A 25,166-nucleotide genomic window follows, 5' to 3' on the forward strand; every position below is an offset into this window, starting at 1 on the left:
ATACGCCGATGATCAGTACCAGCGTGGCACGGAAACGGCTGGGGACAACGGGTTTCCGGGCGCGACACGCGATGGAGGCGGCCTGCCGCCACAACTATTCCGCGTGCAGCACCGCCATCAACTCCGCCAGCCACGCCCTGTCGTTCGGCACCAGATCGGCGGCGGCGAGCTCCGGCCCGGTCACCCAGCGCACCGCGGAATGTTCCAACGCGGTCGGGGTCCCGTCACACAGCGACACCAGGTAGGCGCGCAGGACCATGCCCTTCGGCAGCGGCACGTCCACCCCGATCCGGTCGCCGACCACGGTGTCGACACCCAGTTCCTCGCGGAGCTCGCGGCGCAGGCCCTGCGCCGGGGTCTCCCCCGGCTCGATCTTTCCGCCGGGCAGCTCCCACATGCCTGCCAGTTCCGGCGGCGCGACCCGCTGCGCGAGCAACAGCCGACCGCCGGCGATGATCGCCGCCGCCGCGACCTCTCGCACCGCATTCGTTTCCGCCCGGGCTTCATGCATGGCACCATCATTGTCATGGCCGAGTTGCTGTCGGACGCCGAGGTCGAAGCCGCGCTGGGATCGCTCCCCGATTGGCAGCGGGCGGGCGCCTCGATCACCCGAACACTGAAGTGCCCGACCTTTCCAGCCGCCATCGCGCTGGTCGATCGGGTCGCGGCGGCCGCCGAGAGCCGCGATCACCACCCGGACATCGACATCCGCTGGCGCACGCTCACCTTCACCTGCGCCACCCACTCCATGGGCGGGATCACCGATCTGGACGTGGGCCTTGCGCGGGAGATCGATCGTCTGGCTGCCGAGGGCTGAGCCGTCCGGCGTAGATCACCCAGGCGTAGAACGCGACGGCGCCCACGACGTTCACGGCGCCCAGCCAGGCCAGCACGGCTGGCCTCGAGATCAGCCAGATCGAGTCCTGGAAGAAGGACAGCACCCACGGCACCCCGATGATGGTCGACGCCAGCCAGCAGCCGGCCAGGATCTTCGACCCCAGCCGCTCCGCCAGCGGTCCGTGTACGAGCCAGATCAGCATCGGGATCAGCCACACCCAGTGGTGCGACCACGAGATCGGCGAGATCAACAGCCCGAAGAGCTGCACCACGACGAGGGTGCCGAGCCTGTCGTCGGCCCCGAGCGCCCGCCAGGCGAAGAAGGCGAGCAGCGCCGCCACCGCCACCGCCACCAGCCACGGCCAGCCGCTCTCGACGTCATGGCCGAGTACTCGGCTCAACGCACCGCGCGCCGACTGGTTCCACACCGACCCGACCGGGCCGATGCGGGATGCATCGCCGAGCAGGTGTTCGAAGTACTCGCGCGCCGACGGGCCGATCGTGAGGTAGCTGACCGCCACCGTCAGCCCGAACGCCACCGCGGAGAAGACGGCGGCCTTCCATCGCCTTCGCGCCACGAAATACAGGCCGGTGATCGCGGGCGTGAGCTTGATGCCCGCGATGAAGCCGACCAGCCCGCCCGCGATCCACCACCGGGTGCTGCGGACGGCGACCATGGCGCCGAGCACCAGGAACACGTTGACCTGCCCGTAGTCGAGCGTGGTACGAACCGGCTCGGTCCAGATTCCGACGGCGGTCCAGGTCAGCGCGACCGCGGTCCAGCGGGGTTCCCTCGCCGCCGCGCCGTAGATCAGTTCCAGGCTGATCCGGATCACGAGGAACAGCGCCGCGATGGTGAGCAGCGTCCAGCACACCCCCACCACCGGGAAGGGCAGATAGTGCAGTGGGAAGAACACCAGCGCCGCGAACGGCGGGTATGTGAACGGGAGCGGAAAGTCCGGGGTCAGCTCGGCGTAGGTGAAGTCGTAGAGGTTGTCGCTGAGCAGCGCGGCCGAGCCGTCCACATATACGTGCAGATCGACCAGGTTCATGCCGTTCGGGCTCAGGAACACCCATGCCATCCGCACCGCGACGGAGACCGCCAGCAGCAGCGGGGCGAAGCGAAGGATCGACGCCGACCGGCTATCGGTGCGAGCATCCCGAGTCTGGGGTGCGGGTGGCATCTCGGACACGTCTCGCGTTCTCCCGTGTGGTGTGGGCCGACGGGTGGAACCCGAAGCGTTCGACAGCGAGCCTAACGGCAGCCGCGGCGGCCGCTGAACCTCCCCGAAAATTGTGGATAACAGTTGCATCAACAATCTCAATTTTCACTCTAGTCACACGATATGGTCACCGGGCAAGCATCATCCGGCCAGCATTGCCATAGACTCCCGACCCAGAGTCACTCTCGGGTGACAAAGAAATAACAGGGTTGTCTCGGCAAGCGCTGTACAACCGCCTGATGGCCTGCATAGAGTGGCCCCTCGTTACCGCTGGGGGCCTGCAGGCCAACCGACGCTTGAAGAAAATAAGGATGGGACGACTGTGCTTCGTACGCGAGGACCGCGCAGAACGATCACCGCGCTAGCGATAGCCGCGGCCGCTGCCTTGGCTGCTCCGACCAACGCTGTGGCGCAGCCCGCGCCCGTGCTCCCCGAGGGCCTCAACATCGAGGCTCTGGCCTCGCTGGCACCGGCCATCATCGGTGCCGCGGCAGGCCCGTCCGACATCGCAGGCGGACCGCAGGCAGACCTGCTCGCCCAGGCGCGCACGCTGCTCGAGTCCTCCAACCTGCCCGAGTCGACGAAGGCGACCCTCTCCAAGGTCATCACCTTCCTCGACGGCAGTGGCGGCGGCGGACCGGAGCTCCCGCCGGAGAGCGGCCCCGTGATCGCCCAGTTCCTCTACCCGACCCTCGGCAAGGGCTGCATCTCGGCCACCGCCGACTCGGTGGGTACCGCGCTGGCCGTCCCCGGCCCCGCGCACCTGCCCCCTCCGGGACCGAAGGCCGGCCAGGCCGGGTTCGTCTTCACCGCGCTGGGCACCAAGAAGCCCGCCGACGTGCAGCCGGTCCCGCTCACCGTCAGCTGGGTCAACATCGACAACCAGAAGTCGGCGACTCAGAACCTGACGTCCGAGTCGAAGATCAACCCGGACGGACCGGCCACCCTGTCCGCCATCGCCGACACCGGTCGCGGCCGCGTTCTCGCGGTGATCTCCGGCTCCCTCACCACCCAGGCCGAGGGCGCCGCACCGATCACCTGCAGCTTCCTGCCGACCGTCGGAATGGTTGTCGTTCCGTAAGTCACCAGCCATCCCAGAAGGGCCCTTTCGCATCGCGAAGGGGCCCTTCTGCTTTGTCCGGCCCTGTGGTAAACCTCAGCGATGGCCTCCGTACCGCACTCGGTGAAGTCCGTGCACTCGCGACGCTCGATCCTGTCCATCCGATCCGAGGGCTCCATCCTCTCGATCGGCTCGGCCTACTCGATTCTCTCGATCGGCAGCGTCGGCTCGATCCTCTCGATAGGCTCCATCGGCTCGGCCGGTTCCGCCCTGTCCACCGGCTCGTTCGGCAGCCTGGGTTCGGCGCTGTCCGGACTGTCGAAGTGGTCGGTGCTGTCCTGGCGTGCCGACGCCACGAGCCCGAGCGACCGCCCGCTGCACGTGCTGGCGGAAGAGCCCGGACTCGCGGTGTCGCCGATGTCGCACACCCAGACCTGAGCTGCATCAACCAGAAACAGACAGCCGCACAACACGATTCGACGGAGGATGCACGTGACCGAGGCGGACAAGACCGACAACCGGACGTGGACGAGGGCTGAACTGGAGTCGGCCTTCGAGGGCTACCAGCGCACGGTTGAGAAGGCCACCGCGACGGGCGACTGGAACCTCTTCGCCGACATGTTCACCGAGGACGCCACCTACATCGAGCACGCCTACGGGAACTTCATTGGCCGGGAACAGATCCGGGAGTGGGTGGTGCGGACGATGACGAGCTTCCCCGGCAGCCACATGACGGAGTTCCCCGCGGCCTGGCACACGATCGACGAGGAGCGCGGCTGGGTGATCTGCGAGATCCGCAATCCGATGCGTGATCCCGGCGACGGCACGCTCCACGAGGCCTCGAACCTGACGATCCTGCACTACGCGGGCGACGGGCTGTGGTCCTGCGAGGAAGACGTCTACAACCCGATGAAGTTCCTGAAGATGGCCAAGAAATGGTGCCGCGCCGCGGAGTCGTCCGGAGGACTTCCGGACGAGGCCCGCCAGTGGCTCTCCGCGGTGGGCGGCGCCTAGGGCGCGTCGCGCACTAGGGGTTCTGCGGTTCCTGAGGGGCCACGGATCCGCTCGACACGCGGTCGTAGATGTTCGCCGCGAGGGCGTACACGATGTTGATGAGTTGTTCCACGTCTGTCCTCTCTCGAATGGTTCCGCTGACGCTACCGGCAGCGGGCCCGACCTACGATGCTCACACGTGGTCGTGTCGGCCGGCCCGCGCGGCCGCGACCCATAGCTTGGCCACGTACCCCGCCAATCCGATCGCCATGCCCACCACCGCGACGGCGGTGAACCCGGCCGCCGGTCCGGCACGGTCGACCATCGCACCGGCAAGGGGCGAACCGACCGCGCCGCCGAGAGTGAACGAGGTCCCCTGCCAACCCATAGCCTCGCCCCTCCGGTCCTCCGGAACCAGGTCCGCGATCGCCTCGCCCGTCGCCGCCATCACCGGCGCGCAGAACAGCCCGGCCGGGATGGCGAGGGCCGCCAGTGTGAAGGTCGAGGTGGCGAAGGCCATCGGGAGCGTGAACAGGCCGAGTAGGAACAGCAGCAGCGCCGGGCTCACGGGGCGATGCATCGCGCCATAGATCAGCCCGCCCACGATCGACGACACGCACCAGAAGAAGAACACGACACCGAGGGACTGCACCTCCCCGCTCGCCCGCAGCGCGGCCAGGATGCCGACGTCCGTGCCCGCCAGGATCAAGGTGGCTCCCGCCGAGGCGGCGAACACGCCGACGGCGGCGGCGGTGAGCCAGCCGGGGCGCGTCGCGGCGCTGAGAGTGGCGGCCGTCGCGTCGTCAACCGCGGGTGCGACCGCCGCCTCGGCTCCTGCCGCGACGGCGGGGGTCTCACTGCGGGTCGGCGGGTTGAACCACATCAGGAACAGACCGGCAACCACGACGGACACGCCTATCGCGATGAGGGTGTACCGGGTGCTGAAGTGAGTGCCGAGGAATACCCCTGTCGCCGGGCCGACGATGAACACCAGCTCGGTGCCGATCGAGTCGAGGGCGTACGCGGTCCGCCGATCCGCCTCGCCGACCAGCACGCTGATGCTCTGGCGGACCACCGTGAAGATCGGCAGTGCGAAGGCCCCGCAGACGAAGGCGACCGGGATCAGTGCCTGGTAGGGCACGAAGGCGACGATCGGCCACAGCACGCCCTCGGCGATCACGGAGGGCAGCAGGGTTCTTCGCAGCCCGATCCGGTCGATCAGCCTGCCGCGCCAGGGCGAGCCGACCGCGATGCCGATGGTCAGCGCCGCCGCCGCGAGTCCCGCGGCCGCGTATCCCCTGCCGAGGGTCTGCACGACGTGCAGGGTGAGGATCAGCCCGGCCGCGGAGTGCGGCAGCCGCGCGATCATCCCGACTAGGATCAGCCTGCGCACCGGCCTGCGTGCCAGCAGTGCGGCGTAGCGACCGATACCCATGCGAGAAGTCTGTCATCGAGTCGTGATCGGACTGCGCTCGTCTTGCGCCGAATCCCCCGCCGTCGCGGCTAGGCTCGACCGCATGAGAAAAGCAGCTGCAGTGCTCGCCGCCTCCACCGCCGCCCTCGCGCTCGCCCTCACCGGCTGTAGTTCCGACGAAGCCACCGACAACACCCAGACCGCCAAGGACAAGGCATCGGCCGCGATGTCGTCCGCCGCAGGCGCCGCGGGAAGCGCCATGACCTCCGCCGCCAACGCCGCTGAGGGCGCCATGTCCTCGGCGAACGCCGCGGCCAGCACCGCCGTCTCGAAGGCCAAGGGCGCCCTCGACAGCGCGAAGGTCGCGACCTTCACCGCCGCGTTCAAGGTCGCCAATCCCGATCTAGCAGCGGGCCGCGACGACGACGCCATCGAAGACATCCTGGCGCAAACCTGCGCCGACATCGACGCAGGCCAGTCCGAGCAGGAGATCGTCGCCGGCCTCGAGACCAGGGCCGAGAACAACGGCGTCAAGGCCACCCCGGACCAGGCACAGCAGATCTACAACATCGCCAAGCCGGCCTGCTGACCGCCCCAGCACTCCGCCGCGCCCCGCATCGCAGGGGCGCGGCGTTCGGTCAGGCCAGCGACCACTGGCCGTAGTCGGCCTTGAGGATCGCGTTGAGGTCGATGCCGACACCGTCGACGGCTCGCTTGTCGATCTCGTACTGGTGCAGATGCGCCTCGGGATGCACGAAACCCGACGGCGTGCCCCAGTTGTGCTGCCAGTAGAACGCGCCCAGGCCCTCGGCCACCAGCAGGTCGAGGGTCGGGGAGTTCGCGTAGACGCCCGTGTTCTCGTGCCCGACAACCGATTCCCAACCCTGGATGTACGGGGCGATCAGCTCGGTGAAGTCGTCCTCGCTCGGGTTGTCGTCGATGGACGCGTAGATCGGCCGGTTCTCCGGACCGCCCGCGGCCAGGTGCAGCTCGAGACCGCGCTCGGCATGCTCCACGCCCGCATCGAACCCGCCGCGCCAGTCCGCGGTGTCCGCCTTGCCGAACTGGTAGCAGGAGACGACCTCCAGCCCGGACTCGGCGAGTGCTGTCGCCTCCGCCTCCAGCATCGGCTTGCCCTCCATCCACTCCGCCCCTGGCCGACGGTCCGAGACGTAACGGATGGCCCCGACGTGTCCGGCGGCGAGGATGGCCTCCGCGGACGGAACCCCGCCCGCGTAGTCGATCAGGGTGCCGAGGTTCGGAGAGGCCTGCGCGAGCAGGGAATTGGATCCGAGCGCCGTGACGCCAAGAGCGGCGGATCCGGCGGCCACGTACTTGAAGAGTTCTCGACGGGAAACCTGCACGACGCCCTCACATCACTGATTGCTGTCGTCACCGGCACGCCCCGACTGCCGACGAGGGGCCACGGTGACCTGGGTGGTTCGGCCATTCCATCACAATCACTCTGGTGTCGCCAGTCACATTAGTATCTCTAGCAACACCTGTTGCGGCGTCGCCGCAGCGTATCGGCCCTTCGACGCCGAATCGGGACGCCCGCCCGGTGTCGATCGGCGGTAACGTCTGACCTGTCCGCACAACTTCTCCCGGATGGGACTCGAGGTCATGGGCAATCAGACGTGGTGGGTCATCGCGCCCGAGAGTGGATTCGCGTTCGAGCAGCGCGCCAACGGCGACATGGTGGTGGTCGACGAATCCGCGGCCGAGGAACACGTCCTGCACGGCTATGAGTGGATGCACGTCAAACACCCCGATGCCACCGAGCAGCGAATCAAGGTCCACGGTGAGGGCCCGCCGCCCTTCGGTGAGTGGATCGTCCTCGACGAGGGATGACCGGGATCACAATCTGAGCAAAGCTCACGAATCGGCGCCCTCAACACATATTCTCCCCGCGGGGGTCATCCCGGCACCGCAGCCATGCGCGCGCGGCCGGGTGACGCGGCGCAACAGGGCGCCGTACTGGACTGGGGAGGACATTTTTCATGCCGTACGCGGCTTTCGGACTCGTGATGATGGCGCTGTGGGTCTTCTGCATCGTCGACGTGCTCACCTGCGAGGACCACGAGGTACGCCACCTCCCCCGGATCGGCTGGATCCTGATCGTGCTGTTGATCCCTACGGTCGGCTCCCTGCTGTGGCTGATCCTCGGCCGCCCACAGGGCGCGCGACCGCAGCGCGGGCGACCGCACCCCTCCGCCTACAGCGAGTACGACCGACCCGGCAGGCAGCTCCCGCAGAATCCCGACGACGACGAGGCCTTCCTGCGGCAGTGCCGAGAGCGGGCCGAGGAACAGCGCCGGATCGGCAAGCAGCAGCGGATCGAACGCGAGAGCCGCGAGCGCGACCTCGACTAGCCGGGTGTCGAGCACCCTCGGAATAAGTTGCGCCTGCACGTAGTTACCCAGGGTCATGACCGAATCACACGTCCCCCTGCCCGTCGACGGACTCTTCGAACCGTTCGCGGTCAAGTCCCTGAACGTGAAGAACCGTTTCGCGATGGCTCCGATGACCCGGGGCTTCTCGCCGGACGGGATCCCGGGCGCGGACGTGGCGGAGTACTACCGTCGCCGCGCAGCGGGTGGGGTCGGCCTCATCATCACCGAGGGGACCTACATCCCTGACCCGGCCGCGGGCCCGCACACCCGGGTACCCCACCTCTACGGCACCGAGAGCCTGGCCGGCTGGCGCGGCGTCGTCGACGCCGTGCACGCGGAGGGAGGCGCGATCATCCCGCAGCTCTGGCATCTCGGGGTCGAGCGCGGGGAGGCCCCCCGCCTCAACCCGGAGGCGACCACCGTCAGCCCGTCCGGCCTCGCGCTCGACGGCTCCCCGAGCGGTCGGGCGCTGACGACCGGCGACCTCGACGAACTGCGCGAGGCCTGGGTCGCGGCCGCGGTCAACGCGAAGGACGTCGGATTCGACGGCATCGAGCTGCACGGTGCGCACGGCTACCTGCTCGACGAGTTCCTCTGGGCGGGCACCAACCGGCGCTCGGACGGTTACGGGGGCTCGCTGCAGTCGCGGACCCGGTTCCCCTCCGAGGTGGTGGCGGCCATCCGCGCGGCGGTCGGCGAGGACTTCGCGATCGTCTACCGCTTCTCCCAGTGGAAGTCGAACCACTACGACGCGCGGATCGCGCAGTCGCCCGCGGAGCTCGAGCAGGTTCTCGACCCGCTGGTCGCCGCCGGTGTCGACGTGCTGCACGCGTCCACCCGCAGGCACTGGGAACCCGCGTTCGCCGAACTCGAAGGCTCGGACGGGAAGCTCGGCCTGGCCGGGTGGACGAAGAAGCTGTCCGGGCTGCCGACGATCACGGTCGGCTCGGTCGGACTCGACAAGGTGTTCACCACGGCGTTCTCCCCCGACGGCGCCTCGAACACCGTCGGCATCGACCGCGTGCTCCAGCAGTACGAGAATCAGGAGTTCGACCTCGTCGCCGTCGGACGGGCGCTGCTCGCCGACCCGGAGTGGGTCAACAAGCTGCAGGAAGGACGCATCGACGAGCACGTGCCGTACGCCAACGAGCACCGCGAGGTGCTGCGCTGAGCTAGGAAGCCACGAACGGGCGGTTTCCCGCTCCGTCACTCGACGGAAGTCCGGGAAACCGCCCGTTCGTCGGACGCTCAGTCCATGTAGTCCCAGAACTGCAGCCAGTGCACCGTTGCGAACGTGGTCAGCGTCGCCGTGTAGACCACCGCGACCGCGACCGCGCCGATCAGCCCCACGCGCGGCCCCGCGCCGTCCACGGGATCGAGCCAGCGCCGGAACCACCGAGTGACCGCGGGCATCAGCAGCCAGGTCATCAACCCGACGCTGACGATCTGGCTGAGCCACATCGACAGCCAGGGCGGCAGGCCCCACTCGTTCAGCACCGGCCCAAGGAATCGCGAGAGCGTCATCACGGTCGGGTACAGCACGAGCAGGATCAGCATCGCCGTGCGCCACTGCGGCGTGATCCGCGTCGTGCCGTCCTGCACCCGCAGGATCGACCCGAACGGCGTGCTCCGCGCGACCACCGAGAAGTCCTCCGACAACTGCGATCGGAGCTCCGGGAGCGCCTCCGTGCGCTCCTTCGAGCGCATCCAGGCCGCCAGCTGGCGGTCGGTGCGGAACCGGAGCACCGACATCCAGGTGCCCGCACCCACCGGCCGCAGCACCGTGGTGCCCTCGAACCCCGAGAAGGTGGCGATCAACGCGGACAGTCGCACCTGCGTCGCCTCGAAGGCCCCTTCGCGCCCCGGCGACACCGGGTGTTCGAACACCGCGGTTCCTGGCGGCAGACAACCCTCGAGCAGGATCAGATCCGAGCTCGCGCGCCGGAATCCCAAGCTCTCCCCCGCCGCGATCAGCCCCGCCCGGCCGGCCGAGTCCAGCCAGCGGTGCAGGTGCTCCTCGGAATCGAATGTCACCGACACCGCCCAGTCCAGTTCGGGCGCCTCGTACGCGGCCACCCTGGCATCGACGAAGCCGTCCGCGTCCCGCGCGGCGACGCCCATGCCGTCGGCCCACCCGGCGAAACCGCCGGCGTCGGGCGTCCGGTGGAACACCGTGACGGCGGTCGCGGCGCTCATCGGTCGCCTCCCGCGGAGTCGCCCTCGACCAGTCGGCGGACCGACGCGCTCTGTTCGGGCGGAACCAGGACGGTGACGAGATCGCCTGCGCGCAGTCGGGTCGCGGCGGTGCCGGGGACCACCGCGTCGCCGCGCCGCACCGAGACCACCAGCGACCCCGCGGGAAGGGCCCTGTCCGCCAGCCGTTTTCCCAGGACGGGCGAGTCTTCGGCCGCGCGCACGTCCAGCACCTCGACATGCGTCCCGACCCGCTCCACCCGCCGCTGCTCGGCCAGGACCTCCATCCGATAGCCGTGGACGACGTCCGGCACCCCGACGATGCCGCACACCCGCCTCTGCCCGTCGAGCACGGTCAGCCACCGGGCCTCGTCCGGCATCGCCTCCAGCGCCTCGTCGAGGTTCGCGGTGACGTCGACCGTCGGCGCCCCCGCATCGGCGCGCCGCGCGAGGATCGCATCCGGCGCCGCGGCCGCGAGTCCCGACGGCGAGACCGCGCCGATGAAACGCCCCTCGCCGTCGACGACGGGCGCCCCCGGCACTCCCGCCTCCCTCAATCGCGCCAGCGCGTCGGCGACGTCGGTGCCGCCGTCGAGGACCAGCCGCGGGGGCGACATCGCCTCACCGACGCCGACCCGGCCCAGCAGCGGCATCCCCGCCGTCAACCGCGCCGCGCGGGCGTCCTCGCGGGTGCCCAGCTGGGCCCGGTAGATCGTCTCACCGGAGTGACGCACGATGAGGTAGGCCAGCCCGACCGCGACCATCGCGGGCGTGAGAATGGTGAGGCTGCCGGTCATCTCGGCGACCATCAGCATCACCGCGATCGGCGCGCGGGCGATGCTGCCGAAGCAGGCCATCATCCCGACGATGACGAACGGCGCGGGCGAATCCGGGACCGCGGGCGCGATCGGTTCGAGGAGCCGCCACACCGCCGCGCCGATGAAGGCGCCGATCACCATGCCGGGCCCGAAGATGCCCCCCGATCCTCCGGTGCCGATCGAGAGCGAGGTGGCCAGGATCTTCGCGAACGGCAGCACCAGCACCACCCATAGCGGGATCGCCAGCAGACCCGTCCGGTCCAGCGACTGCTGCACCCAGCCGTATCCGCTGCCGAGCACCTCGGGCAACGCAAGGGCCGTCAGGCCGACCAGGAGTCCGCCGATCGCCGGCTTGAGGATCCGGCTGCAGCGCACCCGGTCCGATATCGCGACGGTGCCGTAGAACGTCCTGCTGTAGAGCAGGCCGACGAGCCCCCCGAGCACGCCGATGGCCGCGAACCACACCAGCTGCAGGGGATCGTCGAACCGGTAGTCGGACGCCGCGTAGCCGAACAGCGGCGCGAAGCCCAGCAGGGACCCGTAGACGGTGTAGCCGACGATCGAGGTGACCAGCCCCGGGATCACCGCGTCGAACTCGAAGTCGTCCCGGTAGGCGATCGACCCGGCGAGCAGGGCGCCGCCGAGCGGGGCCCCGAAGATCGCGCCGATGCCGGATCCGATGCCGACCGCGACCGCGACCCGGCCGTCCTTCGGCGACAGGTCGAGGGTGCGCGCGAGCAGGGAGCCGAACCCGGCGGAGATCTGGGCGGTCGGGCCCTCGCGGCCACCGGACCCGCCCGAGCCGATCATGATCGCCGAGGCGACGAGCTTCACCAGCACCGCTCTCATGCGGATCATCCGCGGGTTCCGGTGGATCGCCTCGATGGCCGCGTCGGTCCCGTGTCCCTGCGCCTCGGGGGCGAAGGTGAACACGATGACCCCGGAGGCCAGCCCACCCAGGCAGACGACGATCGGGATGGCCCACGGGCGGGGCGAGTCGCCGCTGCCCGTGCCGCCGCCGTCCCCCGCGGCCTCCGGCGGCGTGTAGCCGCCGAGCATTCCGAGCAGCAGGTGGGTGGCCTCGGAGAGCACGAGAGAAAAGACCACGGCACCGAGCCCCGCGATGATGCCGATGGCGGTGCCGAGCACCAGCCATTTCTTCAGGTAACTCGCGTGCTTCACCCAGCGACCCGCGGTGGTCCCGGCCGAGCGCAGCCCTGTCGCCGCGAGAAGCCGGCGATCGCCGGCCGTCATACTCGGCAAGCGTAGTCAGCGTCGACGCGCGCCGACGGCTGTTTGACCTGGGTGTCGGCCCGAGGTCAGGCCACGGACATCTGCCACACCACGGCGGCGGCGAGCGCGCCTGCCCCGTTCAACGACCAGTGCAGCGCGATCGGTGCGATGAGGCTGCCGCTGCGGCTGCGCAGCCAGGTGAAGACGAATCCCGCCGCGGCGGTGGCGAGCACCGCGCCCGCGATCCCGAGCACCTGCCCCCACACCCCACCGCCGAGGATCCCGGTGAGCCCACGGTTCCCGCTCGTCAGCCCGAGCGAGGACGCGATGTGCCACAGGCCGAACAGCAGCGACCCCGCGGCGAACACCCCGCGCGCACCCCAGGCGCGATCCAGGGTGCCGTGCAGCACCCCCCGGAACGCCAGTTCCTCCGGGATCACGGTCTGCAACGGGATGACGATCATCGACGCGATCAGGGCGCCCGAGATGGTGGCGTAGCGATCGGCTATGAAGAACGGCCGGGTGATCGGGAGCAGTGCCCCGATCGCGACGACCGCGACGACCACCCCGACCGCGGCGAGCGCGTAGAGCGACCCCGTGCGCCAGTGCCGCCGCGACAGTCCCAGCTCAGACCAGCCCAGACCCCGGCGGCGAGTCATGGCGACCAGCACGATCGCGGCGATCGGCACGGTGGCGATGCTCGCCCAGGCGTTGGTGAAGTGCGCGATCAGATTGGTTCCCACCAGGACCAGCACCACGACGGCGACGTCGAGGTAAGCGTGGAGCCTGGGGTGGGTGTGCATCTCGTCAAGTGTACGGACCGCCCGCGCGGGCGACGGGCTCGTTCCCGCCCCCGGATCGGGGCGCGGGAGCAGCGCCGCTAGCCTGAACGTGCTTCCACGCCCCGTGTACAGGAGAGATGATGGCCGACTTCCTCTATGAGGACCTGCTGCCGATCGGTGACGACAACACCGAGTACCGGCTGCTGACCACCGAGGGGGTGTCCACCGCCCTGGGACCGGACGGGCGCACCTTCCTGAACGTCGAGCCCGAGGCGCTGCGGCTGCTCACCGAGACCGCATTGCACGACATCTCGCACTACCTGCGCACCGATCACCTGACGCAGCTCGCGAGCATCCTCGACGACCCGGAGGCCTCGAACAACGACAAGTTCGTTGCGCTCGACCTGCTCAAGAACGCGAACATCGCCGCGGCGGGCGTGCTGCCGATGTGCCAGGACACCGGCACCGCCATCGTCATGGGCAAGCGCGGCCAGCAGGTCCTCACGCCCGGGGACGACGAGCAGGCCATCTCGCGGGGCGTGTACGACGCCTTCACCAAGCTGAACCTGCGGTACTCGCAGATGGCCCCGGTGACCATGTGGGACGAGAAGAACACCGGCAGCAACCTGCCCGCGCAGGTCGAGCTGTACGCGGACACGGCCAAGGGGCACGAGAACTCGTACAAGTTCCTGTTCATGGCCAAGGGCGGCGGCAGCGCCAACAAGTCCTACCTGTTCCAGGAGACGAAGGCGATCCTGAACCCGGACTCGATGATGCAGTTCCTCGAGGCCAAGATCCGCTCGATCGGTACCGCGGCCTGCCCGCCGTACCACCTCGCGATCGTCGTCGGCGGCACGTCCGCCGAGTTCGCCCTCAAGACGGCCAAGTACGCGTCCGCGCACTACCTCGACGAGCTGCCCTCCGAGGGCGCGATCACCGGCCGCGGTTTCCGTGACCACGAGCTCGAGAAGAAGGTCTTCGAGCTCACCCAGAAGATCGGCATCGGCGCGCAGTTCGGCGGCAAGTACTTCTGCCACGACGTCCGCGTCGTCCGGCTCCCCCGCCACGGTGCGTCGCTGCCCGTCGCGATCGCCGTCTCCTGCTCGGCGGACCGCCAGGCGAAGGCGAAGATCACCCCCGAGGGCATCTTCCTCGAGCAGCTCGAGTTCAACCCGGGCCGGTTCCTGCCCGAGGTCACCGACACCCAGCTCGACGCCGAGACCGACGGCATCTCGGGCACCGGCAAGGGCGCCGCGGTCAAGATCGACCTCACCAAGCCGATGCCCGAGATCCTCGCGGAGCTGTCCAAGCACCCGGTCAAGACCCGGCTGTCGCTGACCGGTCCACTGGTCGTCGCGCGCGACATCGCGCACGCGAAGATCAAGGAACGTCTCGACGCGGGCGAGGAGATGCCGCAGTACCTCAAGGACCACCCTGTGTACTACGCCGGTCCGGCCAAGACCCCCGAGGGTCTCGCGTCCGGCTCGTTCGGCCCCACCACGGCCGGCCGGATGGACTCGTACGTCGAGCAGTTCCAGGCGGCGGGCGGCTCGATGGTGATGCTGGCCAAGGGCAACCGGTCCAAGCAGGTCACCGACGCCTGCGACGCGCACGGCGGCTTCTACCTCGGTTCCATCGGCGGCCCCGCGGCGCGGCTGGCGCTCGACTGCATCAAGAAGGTCGAGGTCATCGAGTACGAGGAGCTCGGCATGGAGGCGGTCTGGAAGATCGACGTCGAGGACTTCCCTGCCTTCATCGTGGTCGACGACAAGGGCAACGACTTCTTCGCACACACCGGTGAGGTCACCCTGACGGTGGGCAAGCGTCCCGGCCTGTGAGCTGAGACGACACGACCCGAGGCCCGGCGGAGCACACGCTCCCCCGGGCCTTTGTCGTTGCGATCCCCCATTGCCATGCGCACCCGGTGGGAGGAGGGTGAGGCATGGAGGGGGGGTTGACCGGTGGCGCCCGCCGGGTGCTGCCTCGAGAACAAGGAGGTGGATCGTGTTTGCACGCTCAACCACTATCCAGGCCCACCCGTCGTTCATCGACGCGGGAATCAAACATATTCGCGACACGGTGATGCCTGCACTCGCCGAACTCGAGGGCTGCGCGGGACTGTCCCTGCTGGTCGACCACGACAGCGGACGCTGCATCGCCACCAGCTCCTGGATGGACGAGGAGTCGCTGCGCAGGAGCGAGGGGCCCGTCCTGCAGCTTCGCGACGAGGCCGCAAAGGCCTTCAACGGCACCACCACGGTCGAACGCTGGGACATCGCGATCCTGCACCGCGACCACCATTCGAGCCACGGCGCGTGTGTGCGGGCGGTGTGGCTCAAGCTCGAGCCGGGCCGGATGGACCACGCCATCGACGTCTACAAGATGGTGTCCATGCCAGCGATGGAGGACCTCGAGGGGTTCTGCAGCGCCAGCCTGCTCGTCGACCACGCGGCGGGACGTGCGGTGTCTTCGGTGACCTTCGACAGCCACGAGGCCATGGACAACAATCGCGAGCTGGCCCAGGAGATCCGAGCAGCAGCGGTCCGCGAGATGGGCGGCGAGATCCTCGAGGTGTGCGAATTCGAACTGGCGATCGCCCACCTGCACGTGCCGGAGATGGCCTGAGAGGAGGCCGGGTTCGTCAGCGCTCGGCCAGCGCCTGACCCTTGAGTTCGGGCAGCGCGAGGGTCGCGGCCGCGGCGAACCCGAAGGACACCGCGAACACCCCGAACACCAGTCCGTTGCCGCCGCCGGTCAGCAGCCACGGCACGATCAGCGGCGCGATGATGGACGCGATCCGTCCGAACGCAGCCGCCGCGCCGGTGCCGGCTCCGCGCACCGTCGTGGGGTAGAGCTCCGGACCGATCGCGTACAGCGCGCCCCACGCGCCGAGATTGAAGAACGACAACGCCATACCCGCCGCGACGATCTGCGTCGGTGAGTCCGCCAACCCGAACAAGCCCGCCGCGATCGCGGATCCGAGGAGGAAGGTCGCCAGGGTCCCGCGGCGACCCCACGCCTCGATCAGCCAGGCCGCCATCGCATACCCGGGCAGCTGGGCGAGCGTGATGACCAGCGTGTACTGAAAGGACTTCACCAGGTCGAAGCCCTGCGCGAGCAGCAGGCTCGGCAGCCAGATGAAGGCGCCGTAGTAGGACAGGTTGATGCAGAACCAGATCGCCCACAGTGCGCCCGTCCGCCTGCGCAGCCGCGGCGACCAGATCGACTCGACGACGGTGTCGTCGGCGGGCGGATCCGGTCGCCCCGGCCGGGGCTCGGTCGCGGTGTCGGGCGCGGTCCCCTGCGCCCGGCGGATCGGCGGCGACTCTTCGAAGGACCGCACGGCCGCCTCGGCCTCGGCATACCTGCCGCGGCCCTCGAGGAAGCGCACCGATTCGGGCAGGCCCAACCGAACCACCACCGCGTAGGCGGTCGGCACGATGCCGACCGCAAGCGCCCAGCGCCAGCCGTCGTCGGAGAGCGGGATCAGGAAGTAGCCGATCAGGGCGGCCAGGATCCAGCCCACCGCCCAGAACGCCTCGAGCGCAACCACCATGCGGCCCCGCTGCTTTCGCGGCGCGTACTCGCTGACCAGGGTCGACGCGACCGGCAGCTCGGCGCCCAGCCCGAGCCCGACCACGAAGCGGAGCGCGATGAGCACCGCCAGCGAGCCCGCGAGCGCGGTGGCACCGGTGGCGAGCCCGTAGACGAGCAGGGTCGCCGCGAAGACCTGCCTGCGGCCGATCCGGTCCGCGAGCAGCCCACCGACGCTGGCCCCGATGGCCATCCCGACGAAGCCGATCGAACCGACCCAGGACAGCTGTGTCTTGCTCAGGTCCCAATGCACGGCCAACGCGGCCATCACAAACGAGATGAGGCCGACGTCCATCGCGTCGAGCGCCCAGCCGACACCGGAACCGACCAGCAACCTGCCGTGCCGACGGGTGAACGGGAGCTCGTCGAGTCGCTCTGTGCGGGTTCTGGTTTCGGGTCTCACCGAGATGGCCTACCTGGGGCCGCGCTTGCCCCGGCTACGTCCAGAGCGCGGCGATCAGAGCGGTGATGATCGCGAGCACCCCGGCCGCGTGCGCCAGGTTCGGGTTCGCCTCGCCCCGCTTCTGCTTGGCGCGACCGATCTCGGCGAGCGCGACGATCACGAGCGAGAGCACCAGCTTGGTCGCGATCTTGGCGGTGATGTACTCCTTGTCCAGCGCACCCTCGCCGATCCCGACGATGATCAGTCCGGTCAGGAACTGGACCCGGGCGCCCCACACCATGACCTCGGATACCCGCGGCTCCGCCAGCACGGCGAAGTAGCCACCGACGATGGCGGCCATACCGAGCAGGTGGATGGCGACGAAGACGTTGTATACGACAGACATACCCGCACTGTATCCGCAGGAACGCAGGAGCGCCGCGCCGATTCGCTATCCCACGAGATCGGCGCGGCGCGTCGGCGCCCGCGGGTCTAGACCGTTCGGGCCAGTCGGTCGGCGAGCATGCCGGTGAACCGCGCGGGGTCGTCGAGCTCGCCGCCCTCGGCTAGCAGCGCCATCCCGTAGAGCAATTCGGCGGTCTCCGCCAGCGCCGGATCGTCGGCGCGGTCGGCCTGGGCCGTCCGCAGCGCCGCCACGAGCGGATGCTCCGGGTTGAGCTCGAGGATCCGCTTGGTGGGCGGGAGCACCTGCCCCGAGGCGCGGTACATCTTCTCCAGGGTCGGCGACATGCTGAACGCGTCACCGACGATGCAGGCCGGGGAGGTGGTCAACCGGGTGGACAGCCGCACCTGCTTGACCTGCTCGTTGAGTGCCTCTGCCATCCAGGTGAGCAGGCCCTCGAAGTCCTTCTCCTTTTCCTCGCGCTCGGACTCGTTGGCCTTCTTGTCTTCCTCGGTGTCGAGGTCGACCTCGCCCTTGGCGATGGACTGGAAGACCTTGCCCTCGTATTCGGGCACAGCGCCGACCCACATCTCGTCCACGGGATCGGTCAGCAACAGCACCTCGAGGCCGCGGGCGCGGAACGCCTCCATGTGCGGCGAGCTCTCGAGCAGCTGCCGCGTCTCGCCCGTCGCGTAGTAGATCTGCTCCTGCCCGTCCTTCATGCGCGCCAGGTAGTCGTCCAGGGTGGTCGGCTCGTCCTCGCTGTGGGTGGACGCGAACGACGAGATGCCCAGCAGCGCATCACGATTGTCCGTGTCGGACAGCAGGCCCTCCTTGAGCACGCGACCGAACTGGGTCCACAGGGTGCGGTAGTCCTCGGGCCGTTCGGTCTGGATGTCCTTGATGGTGGACAGCACCTTCTTGGTGAGCCTGCGCCGGATGGCCCGGATCTGGCGGTCCTGCTGCAAGATCTCGCGTGAGACGTTGAGCGAGAGGTCCTGTGCGTCCACCACGCCCTTGACGAAGCGCAGGTACTCGGGGATCAGCTGGTCGCAGTCGTCCATGATGAACACGCGCTTGACGTAGAGCTGCACACCGGTCTTGGCGTCGCGCTGGAAGAGGTCGAACGGCGCGTGGGTGGGGATGAACAGCAGCGCCTGGTACTCGAAGGTGCCCTCCGCCTTCATCGCGATGGTCTCGAGCGGCTCGTCCCATGCGTGCGCGATGTGCCGGTAGAACTCCTGGTACTCCTCGTCGGAGACCTCGTCCTTCGAACGCGCCCACAGCGCCTTCATCGAGTTGATCGTCTCGGACTCGACGGTCACCGTCGCCTCCGCGCCGTCCTCGCCGGGCACGCTGCGCGCGACATCCATCCGGATCGGCCACGCGATGAAGTCGGAGTAGCGCTTGACCAGTTCCTTGATCTTGTACTCGGACGTGTAGTCGTGCAGGTGATCCTCGGCGTCCTCGGGCTTGAGGTGCAGGGTCACGGAGCTGCCCTGCGGCGCGTCGTCGACCGTCTCGATCGTGTACGTGCCCTCGCCGCTCGACTCCCAGCGAGTCGCCTGGCTCTCGCCCGCGCGGCGGGTCAGCAAGGTGACCTTGTCGGCCACCATGAAGGTCGAGTAGAAGCCGATGCCGAACTGCCCGATCAGCTCCTCACTCGCCGCCGCGTCTTTGGCCTCACGCAGCTTGCGACGCAGATCCGCGGTGCCGGAGCGGGCCAGCGTGCCGATCAGGTCCACGACCTCCTCGCGGGACATGCCGATGCCGTTGTCGCGGACGGTCAGCGTGCGCGCCTGCTTGTCCACCTCTATCTCGATGTGCAGATCCGAGGTGTCCACGTCGAGGTCCTTGTCGCGGAACGCCTCGAGGCGAAGCTTGTCCAGCGCATCCGAGGCGTTGGAGACCAGCTCGCGGAGGAAGGAGTCCTTGTTCGAGTAGACCGAGTGGACCATCAGATCCAGCAGCTGACGGGTTTCCGCCTGGAACTCGAGCTGCTCGATGTGCGCGTTCAATCCGATTCCCTTCGACAGCCGAGGCCTCGACATCGGGGCCTCAGACACCAGATTCGTCGTCGGAATATTACGCCGACACCGAGGCGGCCCGTCCGGGCCTCGGGATAAGTCCGGACTGTCCCGGACATGCGTGAGGCCCGGTGGAGCGCACGCTCCACCGGGCCTCACGAGAGGTTGGGTGTGGCCCTTACGGTCCGACGGCCAGCAGGGTGGCCAGGTTCGCGGCCTCGGCCGGTCCGACGTAGGGAACCAGCGCATCATAAATGTAGGTCGACATCTGGGTACTCCTTCGATGACTCGTCGAGTCGTCACTGCTCTGCCGGAGCTTCCGACACCGAATGCAGGGTATCCGGGGACGGCGCGGCTCGCCACCCGATTGGCCCGAATGCGGCGCTGACCTCGTCTATCGCCTCGTGCAGCATGGTCTCGTAGGCGTCGAGGTCGGCCAGTACGGACGGACTGGTGCTGACGCCGATCGTGACGGTCTCACCGATGCCGTGTACTCCATGTGTCAGGCCCATGAACTGGGACAACGCCGGGAAGCCGGCAGTGAAACGCACCGGTCCGCCGCCGAGGGACAGATCGGCCGGACCCCGGTCGACGCTGGAGACCACGGTGTTGCCGGTGACGGTGTCGGGGATCGCGCCGAAATCGAACTGCTCGACGCCCCACCGCACCAGCGGCCCAGGAACCGAGCGCAGCGCGCGGTCCGCGGCCGCCGCGGCCGGGTGCTCGCCGCGGGTCCGGCGGGTTGCCAGCGACGCGGCGATCGCCGCGGCACGGTCCCGCAGATCGGCGACGCCGGGATGCAGATCGACCGCGACGTTGCGGAAGTGGTTTCGCGACCGCGCCTGCCCGGGTTTGGCGACCGTCACCTCCGCGGCGAGGTCTGCAGGCACCGCGCTCCCCTGCGCCCGCAGGTACCGGGTCAGCGCCAGCGAGATCGCGGTCATCGCCCCGACCGTGACGGTGACGCCGGGCCCGCGCAGGTCCGCGGCGTCGCGAACCACCATCCGCACCGACCGGCGCTCGTCCGGCCGGGCGTTGGTCGGACCCTTGGGGAGGCTCGGCGGCTGCGGCGGCAACACCCCCGTGGCGGTGTCGCGCTCGAGGTCGCGATGGGTCCGGTGGGCGGGCACCGCGGCGGCCAGGAGGGCGGCCAGCTGCGCCGGGAGTCGGGCGGCGGCCAGCGTGAGCGCCAAGGCCGGTCGCCACGGCGCGGGGCTCGGCGCCCGCCGCACCGCAGCGTCCTGCCCACCGAACAGGGCTCGGGCCAGCGTCGAGGCGCCTCGCCCGTCGGCCAGGGCGTGCGCGACCTGCAGCACCGCAACCACCGCGGGTGCGTCGCCGCACCGCGGCGCCCCGTGCGCGACCGCGAAAAGGTGCAGCCGCCATGGCGATTCGCGCGAGTCCAGGCGTTCGGTCAGCAGCCCCCCCACGGCCAGCAGGCAGTCCGGCCAGCTCTCGAGCGGCTCATGGGCCACCACGTGGTCGGGTCCGACGTCCATCGGGACCCAGTGCGGGTAGTCGGCGTGGAACGGGACCTCGCGAACCTTGAGCCGCAGGTCCGGGACGAGCGCGGCGCGCGCGAGGAGCGAGCCGCGCATCGCGGCCGTCGAGTCGGCCGGGTCCTCGAAGCAGTAGAGCAGGAACTGGTCGCTGTGGATCTTGGTAGAGATCCAGTACGTCTGCGCATCAGGGGGACTCATCCGCGGCACCGACGGAAGGTATCACCGACCGACCGCCGCCGATGCGCCCGCCGTGGCCGGCCCGGGAGCTATCCGGCCTCGGCGAGGGCCTTCAGCTTGGCCAGGCCCTTCTCGAAGTCCTTGCCCACCATCTTGTCCATGCTGAAGATGAACCCGAAGACCTTGAAGAACCAGGTCTTCTTGCCGGTCATCCGCCAGCGGACCGTTGTGCCGTCACCGCTGGGCTCCAGCAGGAAGGTGGTGACGTTCTCGGCCTTGAACGGCTTGAGGAACGTCAGGTCCAGCACCACCTTCTGCCCGGGGACCGACTCGGTGATGACCATCGACCCCGAACCGGCCTTGCGGTTGCCCGACCAGGTGTAGGTGGCGCCGACCCCGCGGTCGGCGCCGCCGTAGGTGCGGGTCATGGTGGGGTCGAGCACCTCCCAGGGCGACCACTCGGGCCAGCGGCGGAAGTCCTCGATCAGGCCGTGCAGGGTGGCCGGGCTCGCGGCGACGTCGATGGAGCGTTCCACGAGGAAGCTGTCCGTACTCTCGGGCGCCATTGCGGTCTCCGTTTCCGTTGCGCCCGACGGCCGGGCTCCCACCGAATTGTCCATCCAGGAACGGACGGTCGCCACCGACACCATGCGCAGCGCCGAACGCGTCGCCGGGTCAGCCCTCAGCGAACAACCGCGCCTTTCGCCGCGGCCCGGTGGCAGGCTTGCGGTCATGACAGCTGCGGACCGGCCGGTCGTCGTCGACATCGCCACCAGGCGACGCGAGGGCCGACGCCCGGACCGCGCCGACCGACCCGCTCCCCTGCTGCGCAAGGTCTACGGCGAGATCCTGCGGGACGAGCGCCGCGACCAGGACCGCACCCTCGACGACGTCGCGCGCACGGTGGGCATGTCCAAGCAGTACCTCTCCGAGATGGAGCGCGGACGCAAGGAGCCGTCGTCGGAGATGCTGCGCTCGGTGTGCGACGCGCTCGGCATGCCGCTGGAGAACCTGCTGGCCAGGGGTGTGCGGCGACTGTCGGCCCCGCGACGCACCGGTCAGCACACGGTGACCGGTCCGCCGCGGGTGGAGCTGATGGCCGCCTGATCTGCAACGCCGTCCGCTACGCCGCGTCCCTGGAGACGATGATCTGGTCCGCGAGGCCGTAGTCGAGTGCCTCCTGGGCGGTGAAGATCCGGTCCCGGTCGGTGTCCCTGCGCAGTCGTGCCACGTCCTGACCGGTGTGCGCGCTGAGGATCTCCTCGGTCTGCGACCGGACCCGCAGCACCTCCGCGGCCTGCAGGGCGAGATCGGAGATGGTGCCCTGGCCCTGCGCGGACGGTTGATGCAGCAACACCCGTGAATGCGCGAGCACATGCCTGCGCCCCGGCGCGCCCGCGGCGAGCAGCACCGCCGAGGCGGACGCGGCCTGGCCCATGCAATAGGTGGCCACCGTGGGGCGCAGGAACTGCATGGTGTCGTAGATGGCGAGCATCGCGGTGGTCGACCCGCCCGGCGAGTTTATGTACAGGCCGATCTCCCGATCCGGCGCATCGGCCTCGAGGTGCAGCAGCTGCGCCATCACCACATTCGCCACACCGTCATCGATCTCGGTACCCAGGAAGATGATCCGTTCGTTGAGCAGTCGGCTGAACACGTCGAAGGATCGTTCGCCCGCCGGGGTCCGCTCGATGACGCTGGGAATCGCGTACTGCGCCATGACTACAGCCCCATCCGTCCTGCGGTCGCGAACGGCGCGATCTGCGCGAACGATCCGACCACGTGATCGACCATCCCGTACTCGCGGGCCTGCTCGGGGGTGAACCAGCGGTCCCGGTCGCTGTCGGCGGCGATCTCCTCGACCGTGCGGCCGGTCTCGGCCGCGAGGATCTCCTCCGACTGCCGCTTCATGTACTCCCAGTTGTCGGCCTGGATGGCGATGTCCATCGCCGTGCCGCCGATGCCTGCAGACGGCTGGTGCATCATGATCCGGCTGTGCGCCAGGCTTATCCGTTTCCCGTGGGTGCCGGAGGCGAGCAACACCTGGCCCATGCTCGCAGCGAACCCCAGCGCGACGGTCACCACGTCGTTGGGGATGAGCTTCATGGTGTCGTAGATGGCGAGCCCGGCCAGCACGGAGCCGCCGGGTGAGTTGATGTAGACGACGACGTCACGCTCGGCGTCGGCCGTGGCGAGCAGCACCATCTCGGCGCAGGCCCGCTCGGCCATCTCGTCGTTCACCTCACCGGTCAGCATCACGGTGCGCTGCCGGAACAGTCGATCGGTGAGTTGGTCTCGGTAGGTCAGGGCTGGTGTCGTGGTCATGTATTCCGTTGTATCCGCTTAGCGCGGTGGCGAATCGATTTGTCTGCCGAGGGCAGACGGATCCGGTGGGGGCGCCTAGAACACGAACGGGATCAGCCTCTTGGTCCGGCGCATGTACTGCCGGTACGGGTCGCCGAGCCCCTCGGCCAGCGTCCGCTCCTCGTGCGGGATCCGCACCACGTAGCCGAGCACGAGCCCCAGCACCGCGAGGGGTGCGAGCCAGTTGGTGTACGCGATGGTGAACCCAAGGGCGCAGATCAGCGCGCCGGTGTACGAGGGGTGCCGGATCCACCGGTACAGGCCGGTGTCCACCACCGTCTGACCGGGCGCGACCTGGACCCTGAACGTGAAGGCGGCTCCGAGTTCGTACACCGCACGCAGGCGCATGCCCTGACCCGCGGCCGCGATCGCCAGGCCCGCAACGAAATACCAGGCCGCGCCGGTGGTGATCACCGTCGACGTGACGAGCAGGCTGATCACCAGCCCACCGGCGTAGGCGGACAGCAGCCCCAGCCCGACCGCGAGCCCGCTGCGCGCGTCCTGGTCCCGCTCGGCGCTACCGGGCCGGGTACGCCCGATCCAGAACTCCGAGAACACAAATGCCGTGAACGCCGCCGCGAGGATCGCTCCTGCGGCGGGGTCGGACGCGAACAGCGGGAGCACGGCGCCGCCTCCTCGTCCTTCGCGTCCGCGGCCGATCTAGCCGGCCGCGTCCTCGTCGAGGGTGTACTTGACCAGGGCGTTGGCGTGCCCGTGGCCCATCTCGTGCTCGGCCTTGAGCCAGTCGACGAGCTCCTTGTGCTTGGTCAGATCCGAGGACCGGATCATGGTCTGCCACTCCGCGATCGGCCGGCCGTACTTCTTCTCGATCGACGGAAAGTAGGACGCCGGACCCTTCACTGCCTCAGTCATGAATGGGACGCTACCGCCAAGGGTCTCGCCATTCCCACCATTGACACCGCCAGACCTGCGGGCAATACTGAACTAGATGGTTCAGTATTCACGGCTCGACGCCTCGTTCGCGGCGCTCTCGGATCCCACCCGACGCGGGATCCTCGAACACCTCGGCCGGACGGACGCCACGGTCAGCGAGCTCGCGGAGCGCTTCGAGATGACCCTCACCGGCATCACGAAGCACCTGCGCCTCCTCGAGGAAGCCGGCATGGTCGTGACCGAGAAGCGCGGCCGCGTGCGCCACTGCCGACTCGGCACGAACCCGTTCGACCGCGAGCTCGCCTGGATCCGGGGTCACCAACTCGAGATCGAGGGCCGCCTGGACCGTCTCGGACAGTTCCTCAACCGCATGGAGGAGTAACGATGACCACGCAACACACCCCCGCCGCCGCGACCGTGTCCACCCCCGGCGACCGCGACATCCATGTCGAACGCGTCTTCAACGCCACCCGCGACCGGGTCTGGGCCGCGTACACCGAACCCGAGCAACTCGCCCAGTGGTGGGGCCGCGGGAACCCGCTCGACGTCGAGCGCTGGGACTTCGAGCGCGGCGGCCACTGGCGGTTGGTCGAGCACCACGAGGGCGGAACCGACGGCTTCGAGGGACGCTTCCGGGAGATCACCCCGAAGGAGCGGTTGGTCTACTCCTTCGAGTGGGACGGCATGCCCGCGCACCCGTGCATCGATTCCGTCGAGTTCGTCGACCTGGGCGACGGCCGCACCAAGGTCGTCATCGACAGCCAGTTCTTCACCGCCGCCGAGCGCGACGGCATGCTGCAGTCCGGCATGGAGGGCGGCATGAACGACAGCTACGCGGCGCTCGATGCGCTGCTCGCGAAGGCCGGCTGAACGCCCC

29 protein-coding genes and 1 pseudogene are annotated in these 25,166 nt (G+C 69.1%); 13 read left to right on the forward strand and 17 right to left on the reverse strand.

Features of this window, described 5'->3' with window-relative positions:
• Positions 1–94: 94 nt before the first annotated feature.
• Complete coding sequence (locus C8K38_RS16840) at positions 95–511, reverse strand: (deoxy)nucleoside triphosphate pyrophosphohydrolase (protein ID WP_097212565.1); 417 nt, start codon at positions 509–511, stop codon at positions 95–97.
• A 15-nt stretch (positions 512–526) separates the two neighbouring features.
• On the opposite strand from C8K38_RS16840, the gene C8K38_RS16845 reads away from it, so the two are divergent.
• Positions 527–817: a 4a-hydroxytetrahydrobiopterin dehydratase gene (locus tag C8K38_RS16845; protein ID WP_097212630.1), complete on the forward strand. Its 291-nt coding sequence runs from the start codon at positions 527–529 to the stop codon at positions 815–817.
• On the opposite strand, the gene C8K38_RS16850 is transcribed toward C8K38_RS16845, so the two are convergent.
• Positions 759–2,021, reverse strand: a complete 1,263-nt coding sequence (locus C8K38_RS16850) for a mannosyltransferase (protein ID WP_097212629.1) — start codon at positions 2,019–2,021, stop codon at positions 759–761. The genes C8K38_RS16845 and C8K38_RS16850 overlap by 59 nt on opposite strands.
• Before the next feature lie 361 nt (positions 2,022–2,382).
• Here C8K38_RS16850 and C8K38_RS16855 point away from each other — a divergent pair, with 361 nt between their 5' ends.
• The 3 genes from C8K38_RS16855 (at position 2,383) to C8K38_RS16865 (ending at position 4,134) form a co-directional block, all read left to right on the forward strand.
• Complete coding sequence (locus C8K38_RS16855) at positions 2,383–3,141, forward strand: Rv1157c family protein (RefSeq protein ID WP_097212566.1); 759 nt, start codon at positions 2,383–2,385, stop codon at positions 3,139–3,141.
• A gap of 81 nt (positions 3,142–3,222) precedes the next feature.
• Entirely contained in the window at positions 3,223–3,558 is a 336-nt protein-coding gene (locus tag C8K38_RS16860; protein ID WP_097212567.1) for a hypothetical protein, read from the forward strand.
• A 48-nt stretch (positions 3,559–3,606) separates the two neighbouring features.
• Positions 3,607–4,134, forward strand: coding sequence for a nuclear transport factor 2 family protein (locus C8K38_RS16865; protein ID WP_097212568.1), 528 nt, complete (start codon positions 3,607–3,609; stop codon positions 4,132–4,134).
• A gap of 172 nt (positions 4,135–4,306) precedes the next feature.
• On the opposite strand, the gene C8K38_RS16870 is transcribed toward C8K38_RS16865, so the two are convergent.
• A complete protein-coding gene (locus tag C8K38_RS16870; protein ID WP_097212569.1) occupies positions 4,307–5,548 on the reverse strand; it encodes an MFS transporter in 1,242 nt (413 codons plus the stop codon).
• Positions 5,549–5,630: 82 nt separating this feature from the next.
• Between C8K38_RS16870 and C8K38_RS16875 the strand changes: the two genes are divergently transcribed.
• A complete protein-coding gene (locus C8K38_RS16875; protein ID WP_143548482.1) occupies positions 5,631–6,116 on the forward strand; it encodes a hypothetical protein in 486 nt (161 codons plus the stop codon).
• Between the two features lie 49 nt (positions 6,117–6,165).
• Here the strand turns inward: C8K38_RS16875 and C8K38_RS16880 are convergent, their stop codons facing one another.
• Positions 6,166–6,891 (reverse strand): DUF1906 domain-containing protein, encoded by a 726-nt coding sequence (locus C8K38_RS16880; protein ID WP_097212571.1) that lies wholly within the window; start codon positions 6,889–6,891, stop codon positions 6,166–6,168.
• A 244-nt stretch (positions 6,892–7,135) separates the two neighbouring features.
• Here C8K38_RS16880 and C8K38_RS16885 point away from each other — a divergent pair, with 244 nt between their 5' ends.
• From C8K38_RS16885 to C8K38_RS16895, 3 genes are all read left to right on the forward strand, one after another.
• Positions 7,136–7,378 carry a maltose regulon activator MalT gene (locus C8K38_RS16885; protein ID WP_245221025.1) on the forward strand — a complete coding sequence of 81 codons (243 nt, stop codon included), beginning with the start codon at positions 7,136–7,138 and terminating at the stop codon, positions 7,376–7,378.
• Between the two features lie 149 nt (positions 7,379–7,527).
• Entirely contained in the window at positions 7,528–7,899 is a 372-nt protein-coding gene (locus C8K38_RS16890) for a PLD nuclease N-terminal domain-containing protein (protein WP_097212572.1), read from the forward strand.
• 55 nt (positions 7,900–7,954) lie between these two features.
• Complete coding sequence (locus C8K38_RS16895) at positions 7,955–9,091, forward strand: NADH:flavin oxidoreductase (protein ID WP_097212573.1); 1,137 nt, start codon at positions 7,955–7,957, stop codon at positions 9,089–9,091.
• Positions 9,092–9,168: 77 nt separating this feature from the next.
• Here C8K38_RS16895 and C8K38_RS16900 read toward each other — a convergent pair whose 3' ends face one another.
• The 4 genes and pseudogenes from C8K38_RS16900 to C8K38_RS16910 all read right to left on the reverse strand — a co-directional run bounded on the left by C8K38_RS16900 (position 9,169) and on the right by C8K38_RS16910 (position 12,967).
• Positions 9,169–10,116, reverse strand: a complete 948-nt coding sequence (locus C8K38_RS16900) for an antibiotic biosynthesis monooxygenase (RefSeq protein WP_097212574.1) — start codon at positions 10,114–10,116, stop codon at positions 9,169–9,171.
• Complete coding sequence (locus C8K38_RS27745) at positions 10,113–10,766, reverse strand: CBS domain-containing protein (protein ID WP_306455737.1); 654 nt, start codon at positions 10,764–10,766, stop codon at positions 10,113–10,115. Before C8K38_RS27745 ends, C8K38_RS16900 begins: the two co-directional genes overlap by 4 nt.
• A 15-nt stretch (positions 10,767–10,781) precedes the next feature.
• Positions 10,782–12,185 (reverse strand): annotated as a pseudogene (locus tag C8K38_RS16905) (chloride channel protein); the annotation flags it as partial.
• A gap of 65 nt (positions 12,186–12,250) precedes the next feature.
• The gene (locus tag C8K38_RS16910; protein WP_097212576.1) at positions 12,251–12,967 is read right to left on the reverse strand and encodes a CPBP family intramembrane glutamic endopeptidase; all 717 of its coding nucleotides are present in this window, start codon (positions 12,965–12,967) and stop codon (positions 12,251–12,253) included.
• Between the two features lie 119 nt (positions 12,968–13,086).
• Between C8K38_RS16910 and C8K38_RS16915 the strand changes: the two genes are divergently transcribed.
• Positions 13,087–14,784, forward strand: coding sequence for a fumarate hydratase (locus C8K38_RS16915; protein WP_097212632.1), 1,698 nt, complete (start codon positions 13,087–13,089; stop codon positions 14,782–14,784).
• Between the two features lie 166 nt (positions 14,785–14,950).
• Entirely contained in the window at positions 14,951–15,571 is a 621-nt protein-coding gene (locus tag C8K38_RS16920; protein WP_179800605.1) for a hypothetical protein, read from the forward strand.
• Between the two features lie 16 nt (positions 15,572–15,587).
• Here the strand turns inward: C8K38_RS16920 and C8K38_RS16925 are convergent, their stop codons facing one another.
• The 5 genes from C8K38_RS16925 to C8K38_RS16945 form a co-directional block, all read right to left on the reverse strand.
• Positions 15,588–16,943, reverse strand: coding sequence for an MFS transporter (locus C8K38_RS16925; protein ID WP_097212577.1), 1,356 nt, complete (start codon positions 16,941–16,943; stop codon positions 15,588–15,590).
• 34 nt (positions 16,944–16,977) lie between these two features.
• Positions 16,978–17,328: a hypothetical protein gene (locus tag C8K38_RS16930; protein ID WP_097212578.1), complete on the reverse strand. Its 351-nt coding sequence runs from the start codon at positions 17,326–17,328 to the stop codon at positions 16,978–16,980.
• An 86-nt stretch (positions 17,329–17,414) separates the two neighbouring features.
• Positions 17,415–19,343 (reverse strand): molecular chaperone HtpG, encoded by a 1,929-nt coding sequence (gene htpG / locus C8K38_RS16935; protein WP_097212634.1) that lies wholly within the window; start codon positions 19,341–19,343, stop codon positions 17,415–17,417.
• 308 nt (positions 19,344–19,651) lie between these two features.
• A complete protein-coding gene (locus C8K38_RS16940) occupies positions 19,652–21,052 on the reverse strand; it encodes a WS/DGAT domain-containing protein (protein ID WP_097212579.1) in 1,401 nt (466 codons plus the stop codon).
• 68 nt (positions 21,053–21,120) lie between these two features.
• Complete coding sequence (locus C8K38_RS16945) at positions 21,121–21,597, reverse strand: SRPBCC family protein (protein ID WP_097212580.1); 477 nt, start codon at positions 21,595–21,597, stop codon at positions 21,121–21,123.
• Between the two features lie 166 nt (positions 21,598–21,763).
• On the opposite strand from C8K38_RS16945, the gene C8K38_RS16950 reads away from it, so the two are divergent.
• Positions 21,764–22,138, forward strand: coding sequence for a helix-turn-helix domain-containing protein (locus C8K38_RS16950; protein ID WP_097212635.1), 375 nt, complete (start codon positions 21,764–21,766; stop codon positions 22,136–22,138).
• Positions 22,139–22,154: 16 nt separating this feature from the next.
• Here the strand turns inward: C8K38_RS16950 and C8K38_RS16955 are convergent, their stop codons facing one another.
• The 4 genes from C8K38_RS16955 to C8K38_RS16970 form a co-directional block, all read right to left on the reverse strand.
• Positions 22,155–22,751: an ATP-dependent Clp protease proteolytic subunit gene (locus C8K38_RS16955; protein ID WP_097212581.1), complete on the reverse strand. Its 597-nt coding sequence runs from the start codon at positions 22,749–22,751 to the stop codon at positions 22,155–22,157.
• A 2-nt stretch (positions 22,752–22,753) separates the two neighbouring features.
• Entirely contained in the window at positions 22,754–23,356 is a 603-nt protein-coding gene (locus tag C8K38_RS16960; RefSeq protein WP_097212582.1) for a ClpP family protease, read from the reverse strand.
• A gap of 75 nt (positions 23,357–23,431) precedes the next feature.
• Positions 23,432–24,019: a methyltransferase family protein gene (locus C8K38_RS16965; RefSeq protein ID WP_257017543.1), complete on the reverse strand. Its 588-nt coding sequence runs from the start codon at positions 24,017–24,019 to the stop codon at positions 23,432–23,434.
• Between the two features lie 36 nt (positions 24,020–24,055).
• A complete protein-coding gene (locus tag C8K38_RS16970) occupies positions 24,056–24,268 on the reverse strand; it encodes a DUF4287 domain-containing protein (RefSeq protein ID WP_097212584.1) in 213 nt (70 codons plus the stop codon).
• A gap of 76 nt (positions 24,269–24,344) precedes the next feature.
• On the opposite strand from C8K38_RS16970, the gene C8K38_RS16975 reads away from it, so the two are divergent.
• Positions 24,345–24,671 (forward strand): ArsR/SmtB family transcription factor, encoded by a 327-nt coding sequence (locus C8K38_RS16975; RefSeq protein WP_097212585.1) that lies wholly within the window; start codon positions 24,345–24,347, stop codon positions 24,669–24,671.
• Positions 24,672–24,673: 2 nt separating this feature from the next.
• Complete coding sequence (locus tag C8K38_RS16980) at positions 24,674–25,159, forward strand: SRPBCC domain-containing protein (RefSeq protein ID WP_097212586.1); 486 nt, start codon at positions 24,674–24,676, stop codon at positions 25,157–25,159.
• Positions 25,160–25,166: the final 7 nt, after the last annotated feature.

Source organism: Rhodococcus sp. OK611 (assembly GCF_003050885.1).
GTDB lineage: Bacteria > Actinomycetota > Actinomycetes > Mycobacteriales > Mycobacteriaceae > Rhodococcus_G > Rhodococcus_G oryzae.

What these genes read in the sequence shown, in the direction of transcription:
- C8K38_RS16840 (WP_097212565.1), bottom strand. Translation starts at nt 511, where the DNA reads ATGCATGAAGCCCGGGCGGAAACGAATGCGGTGCGAGAGGTCGCGGCG.
- C8K38_RS16845 (WP_097212630.1), top strand. Translation starts at nt 527, where the DNA reads ATGGCCGAGTTGCTGTCGGACGCCGAGGTCGAAGCCGCGCTGGGATCG.
- C8K38_RS16850 (WP_097212629.1), bottom strand. Translation starts at nt 2,021, where the DNA reads ATGCCACCCGCACCCCAGACTCGGGATGCTCGCACCGATAGCCGGTCG.
- C8K38_RS16860 (WP_097212567.1), top strand. Translation starts at nt 3,223, where the DNA reads ATGGCCTCCGTACCGCACTCGGTGAAGTCCGTGCACTCGCGACGCTCG.
- C8K38_RS16865 (WP_097212568.1), top strand. Translation starts at nt 3,607, where the DNA reads ATGCACGTGACCGAGGCGGACAAGACCGACAACCGGACGTGGACGAGG.
- C8K38_RS16870 (WP_097212569.1), bottom strand. Translation starts at nt 5,548, where the DNA reads ATGGGTATCGGTCGCTACGCCGCACTGCTGGCACGCAGGCCGGTGCGC.
- C8K38_RS16875 (WP_143548482.1), top strand. Translation starts at nt 5,631, where the DNA reads ATGAGAAAAGCAGCTGCAGTGCTCGCCGCCTCCACCGCCGCCCTCGCG.
- C8K38_RS16885 (WP_245221025.1), top strand. Translation starts at nt 7,136, where the DNA reads ATGGGACTCGAGGTCATGGGCAATCAGACGTGGTGGGTCATCGCGCCC.
- C8K38_RS16890 (WP_097212572.1), top strand. Translation starts at nt 7,528, where the DNA reads ATGCCGTACGCGGCTTTCGGACTCGTGATGATGGCGCTGTGGGTCTTC.
- C8K38_RS16895 (WP_097212573.1), top strand. Translation starts at nt 7,955, where the DNA reads ATGACCGAATCACACGTCCCCCTGCCCGTCGACGGACTCTTCGAACCG.
- C8K38_RS16900 (WP_097212574.1), bottom strand. Translation starts at nt 10,116, where the DNA reads ATGAGCGCCGCGACCGCCGTCACGGTGTTCCACCGGACGCCCGACGCC.
- C8K38_RS27745 (WP_306455737.1), bottom strand. Translation starts at nt 10,766, where the DNA reads ATGCCGCTGCTGGGCCGGGTCGGCGTCGGTGAGGCGATGTCGCCCCCG.
- C8K38_RS16910 (WP_097212576.1), bottom strand. Translation starts at nt 12,967, where the DNA reads ATGCACACCCACCCCAGGCTCCACGCTTACCTCGACGTCGCCGTCGTG.
- C8K38_RS16915 (WP_097212632.1), top strand. Translation starts at nt 13,087, where the DNA reads ATGGCCGACTTCCTCTATGAGGACCTGCTGCCGATCGGTGACGACAAC.
- C8K38_RS16930 (WP_097212578.1), bottom strand. Translation starts at nt 17,328, where the DNA reads ATGTCTGTCGTATACAACGTCTTCGTCGCCATCCACCTGCTCGGTATG.
- C8K38_RS16940 (WP_097212579.1), bottom strand. Translation starts at nt 21,052, where the DNA reads ATGAGTCCCCCTGATGCGCAGACGTACTGGATCTCTACCAAGATCCAC.
- C8K38_RS16945 (WP_097212580.1), bottom strand. Translation starts at nt 21,597, where the DNA reads ATGGCGCCCGAGAGTACGGACAGCTTCCTCGTGGAACGCTCCATCGAC.
- C8K38_RS16950 (WP_097212635.1), top strand. Translation starts at nt 21,764, where the DNA reads ATGACAGCTGCGGACCGGCCGGTCGTCGTCGACATCGCCACCAGGCGA.
- C8K38_RS16955 (WP_097212581.1), bottom strand. Translation starts at nt 22,751, where the DNA reads ATGGCGCAGTACGCGATTCCCAGCGTCATCGAGCGGACCCCGGCGGGC.
- C8K38_RS16960 (WP_097212582.1), bottom strand. Translation starts at nt 23,356, where the DNA reads ATGACCACGACACCAGCCCTGACCTACCGAGACCAACTCACCGATCGA.
- C8K38_RS16970 (WP_097212584.1), bottom strand. Translation starts at nt 24,268, where the DNA reads ATGACTGAGGCAGTGAAGGGTCCGGCGTCCTACTTTCCGTCGATCGAG.
- C8K38_RS16975 (WP_097212585.1), top strand. Translation starts at nt 24,345, where the DNA reads ATGGTTCAGTATTCACGGCTCGACGCCTCGTTCGCGGCGCTCTCGGAT.
- C8K38_RS16980 (WP_097212586.1), top strand. Translation starts at nt 24,674, where the DNA reads ATGACCACGCAACACACCCCCGCCGCCGCGACCGTGTCCACCCCCGGC.